Below are 16234 nucleotides of genomic sequence, written 5' to 3'. Positions count from 1 at the left end.
CAGCCTCCATTGTAACTGCAACCTACCAAAGGAGCCCAATTCATGAGCCTGTATGGTGTTATGCGCACCGGCGTTTCCGGGATGAGCGCGCAGTCCAACAAGCTGTCGACGGTTTCGGACAACATCGCGAACGTCAACACCACCGGCTACAAGCGGGCTTCGACCGAGTTTTCCTCGCTGATCCTGAAGAGCGGCTCGGGCAATTACGATTCCGGCGCGGTCGAGACCACGGTGCGCTACGCGATCAGCGATGCCGGCAATTACCAATTTACGACCTCGGCGACGGATCTCGCGGTCCAGGGCAACGGCTTTTTCGTCGTGCAGGATCCGAACGGCAACAACTTCCTGACGCGCGCCGGTGCGTTCGTGCCAGACAGCACGGGCAACCTCGTCAACGCCGCCGGCTTCCAGCTGATGGGCTACAACATCCAGAACGGCGCCGTGCCCAACACTTCCGCCAACGGTTTCGGCAACCTGCAGGTCATCAACGTCAATCAGATGGCGCTGCAGGCGTCACCCTCGACCAAGGCCACCGTGGCTGCCAACCTGGATCCGAGTGCGGCAATCGTTGCTGCACCGGCCGCTGCGGCTGGCCCGGGTAACTACACGTCGAAGACGTCAATGGTGACCTACGACAACATCGGCAACGCCGTGACGCTCGACGTCTATGCGGCCAAGACCGGCGCGAATACGTGGGACGTTGAGGTCTACGATCCCGCGGGCAACGTGCTTACAGTGCACGGCGCTGCCACGACGTTCACGTTCGACGTGAGCTCGACCGGAAAAGGCAAGCTGGACCTGGTGGGCCCGCCGCCGAGTGCGACATCGCTTACGGTGGCGATCCCCGGTGGTTCGGCTGCCTTCAACATTGACCTCTCGGCCATGACCCAGGTCGCCTCCAGTTTCGACTTCAAGGCGAACGTCGACGGCAACGCGCCCTCCGCTGTCGAGAAGGTCAACATCGACGACAAGGGTGTGGTCACCGCCGTCCTGAAGAACGGCACCACGCTGCCGAGCTTCCAGATCGCGCTCGCCACCGTTCCGAGCCCCGACCGTCTGACGCCCGAAGTCGGCAACGTCTACTCGCCGAACCTGGATTCTGGAAACGTGCAGGTCGATGTGTCTGGCAAGAGCGGGCTCGGCACCATCCAGTCGGGTGCTCTGGAAGATTCCAACGTCGATCTCGCGGACGAGTTGACCTCAATGATCGAGGCGCAGCGCGGCTTCACCGCGAACTCGAAATCGTTCCAGACCGGCGCCGATCTGCTGGACGTGGTCGTTAACCTGAAGCGCTGATTTCTTCAGCGCTCGTCCCCGGCAAGAGCAGATCATGAACCTTACCGCCGCTCTCGAATCCGCCCGCTCTTCGTTGATGGCGTCGGGCATCCAGTCGTCGGTCATCTCGCGCAACATCGCCGGTGCCAGCTCCGCCGGCTATTCGCGCAAGATTGCCGTGCTGGACAACCTCCCGGGAACCGGCGTCTACGTGGCGGCGATCCAGCGCGCCGCGAGCTCGGGTCTCTACACCAACGTGCTGACCGCAACCTCGACGTCGGCCAAGCAGAGCGCGATCCTTGACGGTCTCCAGAAGATCGCCTCTGCCACGGTGGACGATCCGGAACTCGACCAGTCGCCGACGGCGCAGCTCAATGCGCTGAAGAAGGCGCTCCAGCAATATGCCAACGCCCCGGACAACACCACGCTGGCGCAGGCGGCGGTGACGTCCGCCAAGGACATGGCGACCGCGCTCAATCAGGCGACCCAGTCCGTGCAGTCGGTCCGTGAGGGGGCGGATGCCGACATGAATACGTCGGTTCAAAACATCAATCGGCTGCTCTCCCAGTTCCAGACCGTGAACACCGCGATCGTGAAGGGGACGATCTCCGGCGACGACATCACCGACTACCTCGACCAGCGCGACAGCATCGTCTCGCAGCTGTCGCAGGAGGTCGGGGTGTCAATGTCGCTCCGTCCCAACGGCGATGCGGCGCTCTATACCGACAGCGGCATCGTGCTGTTCGACAAGACGGCGCGAACGGTGAGCTTTGCGCCGACGAACGCCTATACGGCCGGCACCACCGGCAATGCGGTCTATATCGACGGCGTTCCGGTGACCGGCGCCAATTCCGCGATGCCGCTCAAGTCCGGCAAGCTTGCTGGCCTGGCCCAGCTGCGCGACAATGATACGGTTACTTACCAGAGCCAGCTCGACGAAATCGCGCGCGGCCTGGTCGATGCCTTCAAGGAAAGTGACCAGTCGCCTGTTCCGACACTGCCCGACGTCCCCGGTCTCTTCACCTATCCCGGCGCGCCGGCGATGCCGGCGAGCGCCACCGTCTTGGTGGGCCTCGCTGGTACGATTTCCGTTGCTGCATCGGTCGATCCCGCCCAAGGCGGCAATCCCAACCTGCTGCGCGATGGCGCGATCAGCGGCAACGTCGCATACCAATACAATACCGCCGGCAACGGCGGTTATTCGGCCCGGCTGCAGCAGCTCATCGGCGCCATGGATGCGTCGCAACCGTTCGATGCGACCACGCAAGGCAAGCCGAACGGCAGCTTGATCGACTTCGCTTCGTCGTCGACGAGCTGGATCGAAAACCAGCGCAAGACCGCCGACTCCAACGTCACCTATCAAAAAACGCTGCTCGACCGCAGCACGGCGGCGCTGTCGAACGTCAGCGGCGTCAACATGGACGACGAGATGTCGTTGATGCTTCAGGTCGAACGGACCTATTCGGCCTCGTCGAAGATCATCTCGACCGTCGATGAGATGTTGCAGAGCCTGCTGGCTGCCGTGGGAAATTAAGTCATGATGAGCGCAAACTACATCTCGACCTTGATGCTGTCTTCGTCGTTGAGGTCTTCGATCACCAACAATCAGGCCGCGCTGGCCAGGGCCTCGAAGGAAGCCACCACCGGCCGCTTCGCCGATGTCGGCCTCGAGCTTGGTGCCACGACGGGAGGCGACGTCACCCTGCGGGCGGACCTGAGCTTCGCCGATCAGCTCGTCGATACCAACGGGCTGGTCTCGGGACGCCTGGACATCACGCAGAGCCGCATCACCCAGCTTGGTTCGACCGCGACGGACTTCCTCAAGGACCTGATCGCGGCGCGCAGCACCGACGGCGGCGGGCGGATCATCCTGCCTCCTGCGTCCTCCAACCTCCAGGATCTGATTGGCGCGCTGAACGTCTCCTATAACGGCTCGTCTCTCTTCTCGGGCATCAACACGCAGAACACGCCGATCACGGCCTACACCGCGGGCTCGGCCAGCAAGAACCAGGTCGACGCCGACTTCCTTGCGACCTTCGGCTTCTCGCAATCATCGCCCAGCGTGAACACCATCACCCCGGCCCAGATGCAGACCTTCCTCGACACCACCTTCGATGCGGAGTTCGCGAGCCCGGCCTGGAACACCAATTGGTCATCGGCGACCGACCAGGTCATGCAAAGCCGGATCTCCACGACCGAGATCGCCGATACCTCCGTCAGCGCCAATCAGACAGGCTTCCGCAAGCTCGCCGAGGCCTACACCATGATGGCAGATCTCGGGAACGCCAATTTGGATCAAGCGACGTTCCAGGTCGTCGTGGACAAGGCCATCGGCCTTGTCGGCAACGCCATTACTGACCTTGCGACCCTCGGCGGCGACATCGGCACGGTCCAGCAGCGGATCACCTCCGCAACCGACAAGCTCAAGACGCAGCAGGATATTCTGAACAATCAGATCGTCGGTATAGAGAAGGTCGATCCGACGGAAGCCTCGGTCAGGGTCAACACCTTGCAGACGCAGATCCAGACGGCACTTGCGCTCACCTCGCAGCTCCAGAAGATCAGCCTCATCAACTATCTCTGAGTCCAGATCCTTCGTAAGGCGCGTAAACCTTGTCTTGTTGTTCGGTCTCCTGCGCAGAGTTGTCCTGATGACGTTTGAAGCCTATGAATCGGTCGTCGACGAGAGCGGCTATGAGGCGCGGGGCCGCGAGCGGCAGGCGCTCAGCCTCGGCATCGACCGGCTCGAGCGGATCCAGAAGGACCGCTTCAGCCTCGAGGATCTGGTCGAGAGCCTGCTCTATGTGCGGCGGCTGTGGACGATCTTCATCGAGGATCTCGCGCATCCGGAAAACGGGCTTCCGGAAAAGCTGCGCGCCGACATCATCTCGATCGGGCTGTGGGTGGTCAAGGAAGCCGACCGCCTTCGCGAAGAAAAGTCGAACGACGTGATCCAGCTCATCGAAATCAACCGCCTGATCCGAGACGCACTTTGATGAAGATATCCTTGCGTGCGGGCGAACGGGTCTACATCAACGGCGCAGTGCTGCGCGTGGACCGCAAGGTCTCCGTCGAGCTCGTCAATGACGTGATGTTCCTGCTCGAAGGGCAGATCATGCAGGCCTCCGACGCCACCACGGCGCTGCGGCAGCTCTACTTCATCGTCCAGCTCATGCTGATGAATCCGACCGATGTCCGGGATGCTTCGGCTCTCTACGGGCAGCATCACGCCGCTCTGCTCGCGGTGTGCGAGAGCCAGGAGATGCTGGTCGGACTTGGTGCGGTCGACGACCTGGTCGGAGCGACCCGTTACTTCGAGGCGCTCAAGCGGATCCGGGCATTGTTTCCAGTGGAGCAGGCCATCCTGGCCGGCGCCAAGATCGATTCCCCATTCGAGGCTGCCTGACAGCGGAGAGCGACATGAACGTCACCAGCGCGACCGATAGCACCAGCAAGTCGACCAGCACGACGACGACCTCGAGCACCGGCGTCGATTACAACACATTTCTTCAGCTCCTCATCGCGGAGATGAAGAATCAGGATCCGACCAATCCGATGGATACCTCGCAATATATGAGCCAGTTTGCGCAGCTCTCGTCGGTCGAGCAGGCGATGCAGACCAATAACAAGCTCGACGCTCTGCTGTCTTCGCAGTCGTTGTCGCAGGCCAATGGCCTGATCGGAAAGACCGTCAGCTTCACGGACTCGACCGGAGCGAGCTTCAGCGGCAAGGTCGCTTCGGTCTCCATCAACAGCGACGGCTCCATCGCGACACTCGAGAACGGTACGAAAGTCGCGATCGGCCCCGGTCTCACGATCAGCCAGTCATGAACGAACGGGATGCCCTCGACATCGTCCAGGCGGCGATCTGGACCATCATCGTCGCGTCCGGGCCTGCCGTCGGTGCCGCGATGCTGGTCGGCACCATCATCGCGCTGATCCAGGCGCTGACCCAGATCCAGGAGGTGACGCTGACCTTCGTTCCGAAGATCATCGTCATTCTCGTGGTCGTCGCCATCTCCGGCTCCTTCATCGGAGCCCATCTCTCCACCTTCACCGAGATGGTCTATTCGCACATCGAGCACGGCTTCTGATCCCGGGCACCCCTGCCACCACCCCCGCGTAAGCTTTGCACGGCAGATTACGGGCCGGATCCTCTGCCGGTGACCCATGACGGATACGTTAGCTGCTAGCCTGCCGACCCCGCGACGATTGGGCGCCGACGCCTTTTTCGCAGGCGGCATCGTGGCCATGCTCACGATCCTGTTCCTGCCCATACCGCCGATCCTGATCGATCTCGGCCTCGCATTCTCGATCGCGCTCTCGGCACTGATCCTGATGGTCGCGCTGTGGATCCAACGGCCGCTTGATTTCTCGGCCTTCCCGACCGTGCTCCTGATCGCGACGATCCTGCGGCTTGCGCTCAACGTCGCAACGACCCGTCTCATCCTGTCGCGCGGCGGGGAGGGGGAAAACGCCGCGGGCCATGTCGTTGCCGGTTTCTCGAAGTTCGTCATGGGCGGCGACTTCGTCATCGGCTTGATCATTTTCGCGATTCTGGTCACGGTGAATTTCGTCGTGATCACCAAGGGCGCAACGCGTATCGCCGAAGTCGGCGCCCGCTTCACCCTGGATGCGATCCCCGGCAAGCAGATGGCGATCGACGCAGATCTGTCCGCGGGCCTGATCGACGACAAGGAAGCCCAGCGCCGGCGCCGCGAGCTGGAAGAGGAGAGCGCGTTCTTCGGCGCCATGGACGGTGCCTCGAAATTCGTCCGCGGCGACGCCGTCGCCGGCCTGATCATCACCGCGATCAACATTTTCGGCGGTATCATCATCGGCGTGACGCATCACGGGTTGACGCTGGCACGGGCCGCCGACGTCTACACCAAGCTCTCCGTGGGCGACGGTCTGGTAACGCAGATGCCCGCGCTGATCGTGTCGCTGTCGGCGGGCCTGCTCGTCTCGAAGGGCGGCACCAGAGGTTCGGCCGAGCAGGCGGTGTTGCGACAGCTCGGCGGCTATCCGCGCGCGGTGTCGGCCGCCGCGCTGATGATGTTCGTGCTCGCCTTGATGCCGGGGTTGCCGACGGCGCCCTTCCTGCTGCTCGGCGGCGTCATGGCGTTCGTCGGGTACTCGCTGCCGAGGCGGCAGGCAGCCCTGAAGCAGAAGGAAGATGCGCGCAAGGCCGACGAACGCGCCCAGGTCGATGCCAAGGAATCCGTCAAGGAATCGCTCAAGACCGCGGAGATCGAGCTGGCGCTCGGCGGCCACCTCTCGGTCCATCTGCTGGGCTCGCGCAACGAGCTGGCGCACCGCGTGGCCAAGATCCGCAAGAAGTTCGCCAAGCAGTACGGCTTCGTGGTTCCCGAGATCAAGCTCACCGACAATCTGTCGATCGATCCGAAGGGATACCAGATCCGGATCCACGACACCCGCGTCGCCCAAGGCGAGCTCAGGCTCGGCGAAGTGCTGGTGCTCGTCGACAAGGACGGCAAGCCCGACGTTCCCGGCGAAGAGGTGATCGAGCCGGCCTTCGGCATGAAGGCGCTGTGGGTGACGGACGCGTTCACCGACGAGGTCAAGCGTCAGGGCTGCAAGCCGGTCGATAATCTGTCGGTGCTGCTCACGCATCTGAGCGAAGTGATCAGGGCCAACCTCGCCCAGCTGCTGTCCTACAAGGACATGCGCGGCCTGCTCGACCGGCTCGATCCCGAATACAAGCGCCTGGTCGAGGATCTCTGCCCGTCGCAGATATCGTATTCGGGGCTGCTGGCGATTTTGAAGATCCTGCTGGCCGAGCGCGTGTCGATCCGCAACCTGCATCTGATCCTCGAAGCCATCGCCGAGATCGCGCCCCATGTGCGGCGCTCCGAGCAGGTGGCCGAGCATGTGCGTACGCGCCTTGCCCAGCAGATATGCGGCGATCTCTCCGACAACGGCGTGCTCAACGTCGTCCGTCTCGGCAACCGTTGGGACTTGGCGTTCCACCAGAGCCTGAAGCGCGACGCTAAGGGCGACGTCGTCGAATTCGACGCCGATCCGCGCCTGATCGAGCAGTTTGCGACCGAAGCCAGCGCCGCGATCCGCAAGTTCACCGAGAACGGCACCAGCGTGGTGCTGGCGGTGACCCCGGAAGCGCGTCCCTACGTCCGGATGATCCTGGAGCGGGTCTTTCCGACACTGCCGATCCTGTCGCATGTCGAAGTCGCACGCAGCACCGAGATCAGGGCACTCGGAGCCATATCGTGATCAACGGCCTCACCGACAGCGTGCTGGTGACGTTCATCGTGTTCTGCCGCATCGGTGCCTGCCTGATGCTGGTGCCCGGCTATTCCAGCGTCAACGTTCCGGCCCAGGTCCGATTGTTCGTCGCGCTCGTCACGACGTTTGCGCTGACGCCGATCCTGATCGCCGTCCTGAAACCTCTCACGGACAACGCGGCGCCGCTGACGCTCGTGCTGCTGATCTGTTCCGAGCTCGTGGTCGGCAGCGTCATTGGGCTCGGCGGTCGCGTGTTCTTTCTCGCACTCCAGACCATGGCCACCGTGATGGCGAGTGCGATCGGGCTGAGCAACATTCCGGGGACGCCGGTCGGCGACACCGATCCGGCGCCGGCCCTGGTGCCGCTGATCATGACATCCGTCACCACGCTGTTCTTCATAACCGACCAGCACTGGCAGGTCCTGCGCGGGCTGATGAACTCCTACGATGTCTGGCATCCGGGCGACCGGCTCGGCGGCAGCATGCCGCTCGACCAGCTCGTCGGCAGGCTATCGGAGGCATTCGTGCTGACGCTGCGGATCGCTAGCCCTTTCATCGTCTATTCGGTCGTCGTCAACCTGGCGGTCGGCCTGATCAACAAGCTGACGCCGGCGATTCCGGTCTATTTCATCTCGGTGCCCTTCGTGCTGTTCGGCGGCTTCCTGCTGCTCTACCTGACGAGCGACGAGCTCCTGACGCAATTCATGCTCGGCGTCTCGTCCTGGCTGGCGGAGTGATCGGTCATGACGTCACGCGCGGACAAGCTCGGCCGGATGGTCTCGCTCGTGAAGCTCCAGCTCCGGCTGTCAAAGTGGCAACTCGCGCATCTGCAGCAGCAGGAGCGCAGCTTGCAGGACGAACAGGAATGGCTGGTCGGAACTCTCAACGAGGGCAAGCCGCCGGCGGGATCATCGAGCGAGTCGATCGCGCGGCGCCTGACCAGAACCAGCGCCGGCGCTCGCGCGATTCAGGTCCAGGCCTCGCAGCAGCTCGACCAGGTTCGCGCGGAGAGCCGCCGCGTGAAGCAGTTCGAGCAGGTCGCGAAGGCGGCGCTCGCGGACAAGCTTCGCGACGCCGAGAAGCGATCGCTCGAGGAGATGACAGGAACAAGCCTCACCGTGCGCGAGTGGACGCCACGGCCAGCTAACCGGAACAAGACATGATCGTGACAGCGACACCCGACCTCGTTCTCGACGTACTCGACGCCGCCGATCCCGTGACGCAGCGCGCGGCCACGGCGAAGCTCGACGCGCTCAAATCATCGGACGCGGATTTCGCCGCCACGATGGACGCGGAGGTCGGCAAGGCCAAGGCTGCGGCCGCCGCCGAACAATCCGTGACGAAGGTTTCGGAACCGCAGTCGGGTGCGGTGAACGGGGCGCCGGTGCAGGTGATCAAGGCGTCGGCCTCCGGCGAGGTGTACCGGAAGTTCGAAGCCTTCATCCTCCAGACCTTCGTCGAGACGATGCTGCCGAAGGAGTCGGAGGAGGTCTTTGGAAAAGGCACGGCCGGCGGGGTCTGGAAGTCGATGCTGGCGGAGCAGCTTGGTGCCCAGCTGGCAAAGGGCAAGGGCATTGGCATTGCCAAGCAGCTCGCTGCCGCGCATCCGGCGGGACCGGACGCTACGGGCAAGGTCGGATGACGATCCGGCAATGGATGACAGAAGTTGAAGGGTGAATTTCCTATGCAGACACAAGAAGGCGCGGCGGCCCTGGTGATGGAACAGCCAGCCGTGGACACCGAGGCGATGACGACGGCGGCCGTGTCGGGGGATGCCCTGCTGCCCATGCTGCTGCCGAATGTCGGCGGCGGGGTGGCGAACGACGGCGCGGACGCGGCGAGATCGGACGAGGTGCGCGGCCTGTTGGCTGCGATCCGCCGGCTCGCAAGCATCGTCGAGGAGGAGACGGCCGCGCTCGCGACGGGCAAGAAGATCGACTTCGACGAGTTCAGCGCCCGGAAGAGCCGGAGCATGCTGGAATTCGTCCGCCTGATGCGGGCACGAATGCATCTCGGCGGCGAGGTCGAGATCACCGAGGAGATCCAGCGGCTGCGCGAGAAGCTCGAGCGCAACCGTTCCATCCTCGAAATGCATTGCGACGCGGTGCGCGAGGTCGCGACCATTATCGTCAAGGCCATCAAGGACGCCGAGTCGGACGGCACCTATACCGGTCGCGCCGCACAGGACGGAAAATGATCAGACTCGTGCTAGCCGGGCTCTGGGTATGCATCCTCACCGCGGGAACGAGCTATGCCGTAGCCTATTGGAAGGAAAATGGCAGCCTGCTGCCGGCAAAGGACGAATATCTCGAGGGGCTGCAGTACCAGAAGACGCGGGCGCTGAGCGTGCCCATGGTCGAGAGTGGCAATGTGCAGGGCTACATCGTCGCGCGCTTCGTCTATACCGTGGAGGCGCGGACCATGCACCAGCTCAACGTTCCGCCCGAGCCGTTCGTCGTCGATGAAGCCTTCCGCAGGATCTATGCCGACGACCGCCTCGATTTCAGAAAACTCGCCCGTTACGACCTCTCCATCCTCACGACGGCCATCAAGCAGCGTGTCAACGAACGAATGCAGGCCGAAGTCGTCCAGGACGTCCTTGTCGAGGACTTCAATTACGTGTCGAAGGAAGAATTCCAGCAGAAGCCCTAGGGCATTACCGGTTCTGATTGAATCAGAAGCGAGCCTCTAGAATCGGACGCCAGCCGCGGCGCCGGTACTGCCGCGCCTCTGTTCGCCGTTGATGTCGCTGAAACTACAACGGCCTCTGCGAAGGTGGTTCGCAGAGGCCGTTGTCCGTTGCGTGGCAGCGCCCTGCCGGTCAGTTTCCGGCCGGATACGCTGCCGGAGCGGCATGCGCCCTGTTCAGCAGGATGCCGACCTCGTCTAGCTCCTGCATTGGCACGTCGATGGTTTCGCCGGCCGGGATGTCGAGGCGGTATCCGACGTAGCGCCGGGCCACGATCGCATCGAAGCCGAGGCGGTCGCGGAGTTTCTTGCGCAGCTTGCTGACGTGGCTCTCGATCACGCTCTCGTCGAATGTCGCTTCGAAGATGCCGTAGACCGCGTTGAAGATCTGCGTCTTTGTGACCCACTTGCCGTGGTTGCTGACCATATATTCGAGAATGCGCAGTTCGCGGCGGGGCAGGGTGAGAGCGTGGCCAGCGATCTCGGGGTCGCGTCCGTTGAAGAAGACCTGGATCCTGGTCTCGCAAGGCCTCGGCAGTTCCCCGACCCGGCGGCGCGCAATCGCGGCCGTTCGGGCGAGGATCTCGCGGAGATGAATCGGCACGTGGACGACGTCATCGACGCCCGATTCGAACAGCTCCAGCGTGTTCTTGAGCATCTTCTGGCCGCTCATGGCGATGATGGGCGCCGAGGAGCGCTTGCGCATCGCGCGCGGCAGGCTTCCGCGGGTGTCGCAATCCCCGAGGAGGAAGGCGTCCACCGCGGCCAGATCCGGTTCACTCGCAGATTGCAGCCAGTCCCAGAATTCTCCGGAGGAGAAGCCGATCGACGATACACCTTCGCGAACGAGCCCTCCGACATAGCTGTTCGTGACGCTCTCGCGATCATCAACGATAATATACATCAGTCTTTCGCCCCTGTTTCGCACTTGTTACGGCCGGTTCGTTGTTGTGATGCCCGGCTCGGCAACTGTGCTGTTTGACGATATTCCTTCCCGCGAACCGTTATTATGGTTTCGATATTCGCGGGCAGCCCTACGCATTCAGTGCCTGCGTCTCGCAGGCCTGCTACTTCGACTCGATACTGAACGCTTACTGCGTGAGGCTCGGCGGGTGTCTTGCGGATCACCTCGCGGAGCGGATTGAGAAAGCGACCTAGAACAGTTGCGCCAAGTTGCTCATGCGTCCGAACGCCACTGTACTGTGTCGATCTCCTCGCCAACTGGCGAGAATCACTTGAGTAGGACCGTAACAATTGCCGATTTCCGATCAAGCGTGCGCAACTAAGCGTTTGCTACACGTGCTTGATGCTGTTGATTCGTTTCGAGTTGTTTCTTGGTATATTCAATCGCATCAGTTGATTTGGAATTCGAACTAGTTTTGCACCATGGCGGTTCTAAAGTTCCGCATCCCCGTATGATTACTGCTATTTTGGGTGGTGCTGCGCTTCATGCACATCGAGGGATTTTCAACCCGGGATTGACTCCCATCATCGTCTTTCCACCTGCGACAATTCGACTCATGTATGGCGAGGCGACTCCAGCTTGGCGAAATCTTGGCGAGGGTGTGTCTTTCGAGTCGCACTCTCGCCACGTGCGTGACGCGTTTGACTCATGCGACGTCGCTTCGCGCGTGATGAAAAGTTTTCGATGCGCACGTTTCAGGCAAGCTTCGGCGAATAATGTCACCGTTCGACAGATCGAACCGAACGGAGCATTCTCGCATGTTGTCCGATGGACAAGCTCGTCCCAACGCGACCGCCGATGTTTCCGCAGCGGCGAAACCGGCTGCGGAGACGCGCGATGCCAGAGACAATGCGGCGCCGACGGCCAAGCCTTCTACAAATACCAAGCCTTTTGCAAATACCAAGCCCGCTACGAACACCAAACCTGCGTCGGCAGCAGCGAGTGATGAAACTCTGGCGAAAGAGGCGCTCGAGGGTCTGAAGCGTATTCGCGCCAAGGCGCGCCTCGACAAGATGGCAATCCACAAGCCTACGCCGACCGTGATCAAGCCGGCCGTGATCGTGGCCAAACCGCCGCCGCCGCGTCCGACATGGGTCGCGCCGCTCGCGACATTGGCCGTCGCTGCGATCCTGGTCGTCTGTGCCTGTACCGGCGTGATCGCCTATTTCGCCATGCAGCCCGCCCAGACCAACGTCGCGGCCAATACTGAGATCAGGAATCTGCGCGAGACGGTGGCGCAACTGCGCAGGCAGGTGTCGGGCGTGTCCGACAATCTCGACGGCCTGCGCACCGCGGTCGACCAATCGAGCAAGGCGACCAATGACCGTTTTGGCCGTTTTGGCGAGAATCTGGACCGCATCGAACGGGTGAGCTCGTCCTCTACGGTGAAGCTCGACAAGCTTGCCCAGGTGCAGGCTCAAGTGCAGGCCCAGGTTCCAGCGCCCGTCGCCTCACAGCCAATGCCAATTATGGCCTCGGCCGCTACGCCCGAGGTCACGGGATCGGTAACTCCGTCCGAGCGCATCTCGGCGCCGCGCAAGACGGTCAAGGGCTGGTCGGTCCGCCAGGCCTATGAAGGGATTGCGATCCTGCAAGGCCCGCACGGCGTCGTCGAGGCGGTGCTGGGACAGCACGTGCCCGGCCTTGGTCGCATCGAGGAGATCAAAAACGAGAACGGACGCCTGGTCGTCGAGTCCAGCGGGGGCGTCATCTATTCGTCACGCAAGGCGACGCCCTGATCGAGGGCCGCCTGCTATTTGCGGTGATGCTCGAAGCTGGTGCATAGCAGATCGACCTCCGCCTCCGCGATCGGCGCGCGAAACAGGCGGCAGCTGAACTCGGCCGTCGTCCTGCTGTCCGTGGTGCTGCGATCTTCGCGGAGGAAGATGCATCGCTTGCAGACGTCGGTATGGTGCCGCTGTTCGGCTGCGTCCGACTGATCCAGGACGTGGCGGAGCGCGTCGCGGAAGCTGACCTTCGCCTCGTCCTCGAGCACGCCGATGGCCTCGACAAGGACGTTGACGGGGTCGCGCACCAGGAACTTCTTGCCCTGTTGTGTCACGCTCAGCATCACCGACCGCTTGTCCTGGACCGAGCGCTTTCGCTCGAGATATCCGAGCCGCTCCAGCTCGCCGATGATGAACGAGGCGGTGCCACGCGTGGTGCCGACGTAACTTGCGAGCGCCGACGGGGTCCTGGAAAACCGGTTGGCGCGGGAAAGGAAACGCAGCGCCATCCACTCGCGGTCACGCAAGCCGTGCTTGGTGCCTTCGAACCACAGGATCCGGGCGACCTGTTCCAGCAGTTCGATCGATTCGCGAGCCAAGTTCATTTTAATTCCACGTCGGATAAATCTTGATTCAATTGAGCTTTTGGTAGCGCAATCCGGCGGCTGATAATGGAGATCCCGAGGCGGAACCCTCGGTCGTGGAACTAGAGCGTCACGAAGAAAGTTCGAGTAAATCGCCCGGCTCAACTCTTCTGAAAATTTCAGTCAAATGACCGCGGTGTACGCGCAAATTCCGATAGCGCGGGATGTGCGTGCAACATGATGTGTCATCGCGACCACCGCAGAGCCCATTTGTTGCGCGATCCGCTTTGGATTGCGCGAGCAGGCGGATGGGCAGCAACTCGTGGCAGCGGAAATGGGGACGAGGGAACCGCCGTTTTCAGTTAATGGATGTTGCGTTGCAATGCGGCCAGACGGTTAAATCGAAATAGGATCGAGCCCGGGAATGCCAGAGTGTCGTCCGTGATCGAGCAAGTGAGGCCGTTCAGCGTCAAGCGCGCAGCATTGGCCGCCACCGTCGGCAACATGCTCGAGTTCTACGACTTCATCACTTACAGCTTCTTCGCCATCCAGATCGGCCATACCTTCTTCCCGATGGGAAGCGAGTACGGCAGCCTGATGCTGTCGCTGGCGACCTTCGGCGCCGGCTTCGTGACGCGGCCGATCGGCGGAATCGTGCTCGGGATCTATTCCGACCGGATCGGCCGGCGGCCTGCCATGCTGCTGAGCTTCGCGCTCATGGGGCTATCGATCCTGACCATCGCGCTCACGCCGTCCTATCAATCGATCGGCCTTGCCGCGCCCGTCATCGTGATCGCGGCGCGTATGGCGCAAGGCTTTGCCCTTGGCGGCGAGGTTGGGCCGACCACCGCCTATCTGATCGAGATCGCCCCGCCCGAGCATCGTGCGCTGGTGGTGGCCTGGCAGCCGGCGAGCCAGGAGATCGCCGCGACCGCGGGCGCTCTCGTCGGCGTCATCCTGAGCAAGACGATGGCGCCGGAGATGCTCGACGCCTATGGCTGGCGGGTGGCGTTTCTGATCGGAGCGGTCTGCCTGCCGTTCGGGTTCTGGATGCGCCGGACGCTGCCCGAGACGATCCCGCAGGCCGAAGCCGGTGCCCGCACCGTCGAGCACACCGGTCATCTTTCGCAGGCGAGACGACACCTTGGCATCATCGGACTTGCGCTGATGATCCTGGCAAGCGGCACGATCTCGACTTACGTCACCCAATACATGACGACCTATGCGCAGAACACGCTGCATGTGTCCTCGACACTGGCTTTCACCGTGTCGCTGGTCAGCAACGGCATTCAGTTTGTCGGCGCGCTGGTCGGGGGCTGGCTGGCAGATCGTCTCGGTCGCAAGCCGGTGATGATCTGGCCGCAGCTCGCCACGCTGCTGCTGACCTACCCGACCTTCCTGTGGATCGTCCATGCGCCCGGCGCGTTGTCGCTCCTGGTTGGTTTCGGTGTCCTGTCCGTCATCGGCTCGCTGCCGTTCACTGCGTTCTACGCGACCTTCACCGAGGCGCTGCCGCAGAACATCCGCGGCGGTGTGTTCGCGACCGTCTATGCGGTCGCGATCGCCAGCTTCGGCGGGACGGCGCAGCTCGTGGTCACCTGGCTCCTCCACGTCACCGGCAATCCGCTGGCGCCGGCCTGGTACCTGCTGCTTGCGGCGATCGTCGGACTTGTCGCGATGAGCCTGATGCCCGAGACCGCGCCGGTGAAACAGCGTCGGAACAAGATCTGAAAACAAGGCCTGAAAGCGGCGGCTCGCAAGCTGGTGATTTGCGTTTGGCCGCCAACTATCGGCGAATGCGTCGCCCGAAGGATCAGGGGCACGCATCAGGAAGGATCGACCGATGAGTATCGAAACCACCATGACATCCGACGTAGTCGGGCTGACCAAGGTCGCCCCGGTCTCGCGCCGCGGATTCATGAGCGCCACCGCGGCGGTGGCTGCCGGCTACACTCTTGCGGCCGGGCCTGTGCGCGCCGAGGCGATCACGACTGACGTCAATGGTCTCCAGACCGGTGACGTCAAGATCAAGGTCGGTTCCGAGGAGATGCCAGCGTATTTCGCCCGCCCTGCCGGCAACACCAAGGCGCCGGTGATCATCGTGGCGATGGAGATCTTCGGCCTGCACGAATACATCAAGGACGTAACGCGGCGCCTCGCCAAGCTCGGCGCCTTCGCAGTCGCGCCGGACTATTATTTCCGCAAGGGCGTCGATTTGACCAAGGTCAGCGAGATCAAGGACCTGCTGCCGATCGTCAATGCCAAGCCGGACGCGGAGCTGCTGTCCGACCTCGACGCAACCGTGGCGTGGGCGGGATCGCAAGGCGGCGACACCGGCAAGCTCGGCATCATCGGCTTCTGCCGTGGCGGGCGCACCGTCTGGGAATATGCCGCTCATAGCGGCAGCCTCAAGGCTGGTGTTGCGTTCTACGGCACAGTGGTCGATCCCGCCAATCCGCTGTGGCCGAAGAGCCCGATGCAGCTCGCGCCCGAGATGAAGGCACCGGTGCTCGGTCTCTATGGCGGCGCCGATACCGGCATTCCCGTCACTCAGGTCGAGCAGATGAAAGCCGCGCTCGAGCAGAACAAGAAGACGGCCGAGTTCAAGATCTATCCGGAAGCGCCGCACGGCTTCCATGCCGACTACCGCGGCAGCTACCGCAAGGACGCCGCAGAAGATGCCTGGAAGCAGGCCCAGGCCTGGTTCAAGAAGTATGGCGTGCTGAGCTGAC

General features: G+C 62.6%; 18 protein-coding genes. 16 read left to right on the top strand and 2 right to left on the bottom strand.

Annotated features, from left to right (window positions below; genetic code table 11):
- Positions 1 to 42 precede the first annotated feature (42 nt).
- The 13 genes from BRA471DRAFT_RS29310 to BRA471DRAFT_RS29250 all read left to right on the top strand — a co-directional run bounded on the left by BRA471DRAFT_RS29310 (position 43) and on the right by BRA471DRAFT_RS29250 (position 10191).
- Positions 43 to 1296, top strand: a complete 1254-nt coding sequence (locus tag BRA471DRAFT_RS29310) for a flagellar hook protein FlgE (RefSeq protein WP_007613940.1) — start codon at positions 43 to 45, stop codon at positions 1294 to 1296.
- Positions 1297 to 1330: 34 nt separating this feature from the next.
- Positions 1331 to 2809, top strand: a complete 1479-nt coding sequence (gene flgK, locus BRA471DRAFT_RS29305) for a flagellar hook-associated protein FlgK (protein WP_007613939.1) — start codon at positions 1331 to 1333, stop codon at positions 2807 to 2809.
- Positions 2810 to 2812: 3 nt separating this feature from the next.
- The gene (locus BRA471DRAFT_RS29300; protein WP_007613937.1) at positions 2813 to 3859 is read left to right on the top strand and encodes a flagellar hook-associated family protein; all 1047 of its coding nucleotides are present in this window, start codon (positions 2813 to 2815) and stop codon (positions 3857 to 3859) included.
- Between the two features lie 67 nt (positions 3860 to 3926).
- Positions 3927 to 4271, top strand: coding sequence for a flagellar biosynthesis regulator FlaF (gene flaF / locus BRA471DRAFT_RS29295; protein WP_007613936.1), 345 nt, complete (start codon positions 3927 to 3929; stop codon positions 4269 to 4271).
- Entirely contained in the window at positions 4271 to 4681 is a 411-nt protein-coding gene (gene flbT / locus BRA471DRAFT_RS29290; protein WP_007613934.1) for a flagellar biosynthesis repressor FlbT, read from the top strand. The genes flaF and flbT overlap by 1 nt, the downstream gene beginning before the upstream one ends.
- A 14-nt stretch (positions 4682 to 4695) precedes the next feature.
- On the top strand, positions 4696 to 5106 hold the full coding sequence (gene flgD, locus BRA471DRAFT_RS29285) for a flagellar hook assembly protein FlgD (RefSeq protein WP_007613933.1): 411 nt from the start codon (positions 4696 to 4698) through the stop codon (positions 5104 to 5106).
- Positions 5103 to 5369, top strand: coding sequence for a flagellar biosynthesis protein FliQ (gene fliQ / locus BRA471DRAFT_RS29280; RefSeq protein WP_007613924.1), 267 nt, complete (start codon positions 5103 to 5105; stop codon positions 5367 to 5369). Before flgD ends, fliQ begins: the two co-directional genes overlap by 4 nt.
- A gap of 76 nt (positions 5370 to 5445) precedes the next feature.
- Complete coding sequence (flhA, locus tag BRA471DRAFT_RS29275; protein ID WP_007613922.1) at positions 5446 to 7527, top strand: flagellar biosynthesis protein FlhA; 2082 nt, start codon at positions 5446 to 5448, stop codon at positions 7525 to 7527.
- Positions 7524 to 8276: a flagellar biosynthesis protein FliR gene (gene fliR / locus BRA471DRAFT_RS29270; RefSeq protein ID WP_007613920.1), complete on the top strand. Its 753-nt coding sequence runs from the start codon at positions 7524 to 7526 to the stop codon at positions 8274 to 8276. The genes flhA and fliR overlap by 4 nt, the downstream gene beginning before the upstream one ends.
- A gap of 6 nt (positions 8277 to 8282) precedes the next feature.
- Complete coding sequence (locus BRA471DRAFT_RS29265; protein WP_035974374.1) at positions 8283 to 8702, top strand: hypothetical protein; 420 nt, start codon at positions 8283 to 8285, stop codon at positions 8700 to 8702.
- On the top strand, positions 8699 to 9181 hold the full coding sequence (locus BRA471DRAFT_RS29260; RefSeq protein WP_007613918.1) for a rod-binding protein: 483 nt from the start codon (positions 8699 to 8701) through the stop codon (positions 9179 to 9181). The genes BRA471DRAFT_RS29265 and BRA471DRAFT_RS29260 overlap by 4 nt, the downstream gene beginning before the upstream one ends.
- A gap of 42 nt (positions 9182 to 9223) precedes the next feature.
- The gene (locus BRA471DRAFT_RS29255; RefSeq protein WP_007613915.1) at positions 9224 to 9736 is read left to right on the top strand and encodes a hypothetical protein; all 513 of its coding nucleotides are present in this window, start codon (positions 9224 to 9226) and stop codon (positions 9734 to 9736) included.
- Positions 9733 to 10191, top strand: coding sequence for a hypothetical protein (locus tag BRA471DRAFT_RS29250; RefSeq protein WP_007613914.1), 459 nt, complete (start codon positions 9733 to 9735; stop codon positions 10189 to 10191). The genes BRA471DRAFT_RS29255 and BRA471DRAFT_RS29250 overlap by 4 nt, the downstream gene beginning before the upstream one ends.
- Positions 10192 to 10360: 169 nt before the next feature.
- On the opposite strand, the gene BRA471DRAFT_RS29245 is transcribed toward BRA471DRAFT_RS29250, so the two are convergent.
- Positions 10361 to 11131: a response regulator transcription factor gene (locus BRA471DRAFT_RS29245; protein WP_007613913.1), complete on the bottom strand. Its 771-nt coding sequence runs from the start codon at positions 11129 to 11131 to the stop codon at positions 10361 to 10363.
- 818 nt (positions 11132 to 11949) lie between these two features.
- On the opposite strand from BRA471DRAFT_RS29245, the gene BRA471DRAFT_RS29235 reads away from it, so the two are divergent.
- The gene (locus tag BRA471DRAFT_RS29235) at positions 11950 to 12930 is read left to right on the top strand and encodes a hypothetical protein (RefSeq protein WP_007613912.1); all 981 of its coding nucleotides are present in this window, start codon (positions 11950 to 11952) and stop codon (positions 12928 to 12930) included.
- A 14-nt stretch (positions 12931 to 12944) separates the two neighbouring features.
- On the opposite strand, the gene BRA471DRAFT_RS29230 is transcribed toward BRA471DRAFT_RS29235, so the two are convergent.
- Positions 12945 to 13523 carry a MarR family winged helix-turn-helix transcriptional regulator gene (locus tag BRA471DRAFT_RS29230; protein ID WP_007613911.1) on the bottom strand — a complete coding sequence of 193 codons (579 nt, stop codon included), beginning with the start codon at positions 13521 to 13523 and terminating at the stop codon, positions 12945 to 12947.
- Between the two features lie 420 nt (positions 13524 to 13943).
- On the opposite strand from BRA471DRAFT_RS29230, the gene BRA471DRAFT_RS29225 reads away from it, so the two are divergent.
- On the top strand, positions 13944 to 15233 hold the full coding sequence (locus BRA471DRAFT_RS29225) for an MFS transporter (protein ID WP_007613907.1): 1290 nt from the start codon (positions 13944 to 13946) through the stop codon (positions 15231 to 15233).
- A 112-nt stretch (positions 15234 to 15345) separates the two neighbouring features.
- On the top strand, positions 15346 to 16233 hold the full coding sequence (locus tag BRA471DRAFT_RS29220; RefSeq protein WP_007613906.1) for a dienelactone hydrolase family protein: 888 nt from the start codon (positions 15346 to 15348) through the stop codon (positions 16231 to 16233).
- The last annotated feature ends 1 nt before the right edge of the window (position 16234 follow it).

The sequence above is a fragment of the Bradyrhizobium sp. WSM471 genome, assembly GCF_000244915.1.
GTDB lineage: Bacteria > Pseudomonadota > Alphaproteobacteria > Rhizobiales > Xanthobacteraceae > Bradyrhizobium.
The sequence above is the reverse complement of the archived record's forward strand: the minus strand, read 5'-3'. Positions and strand labels throughout refer to the sequence as shown.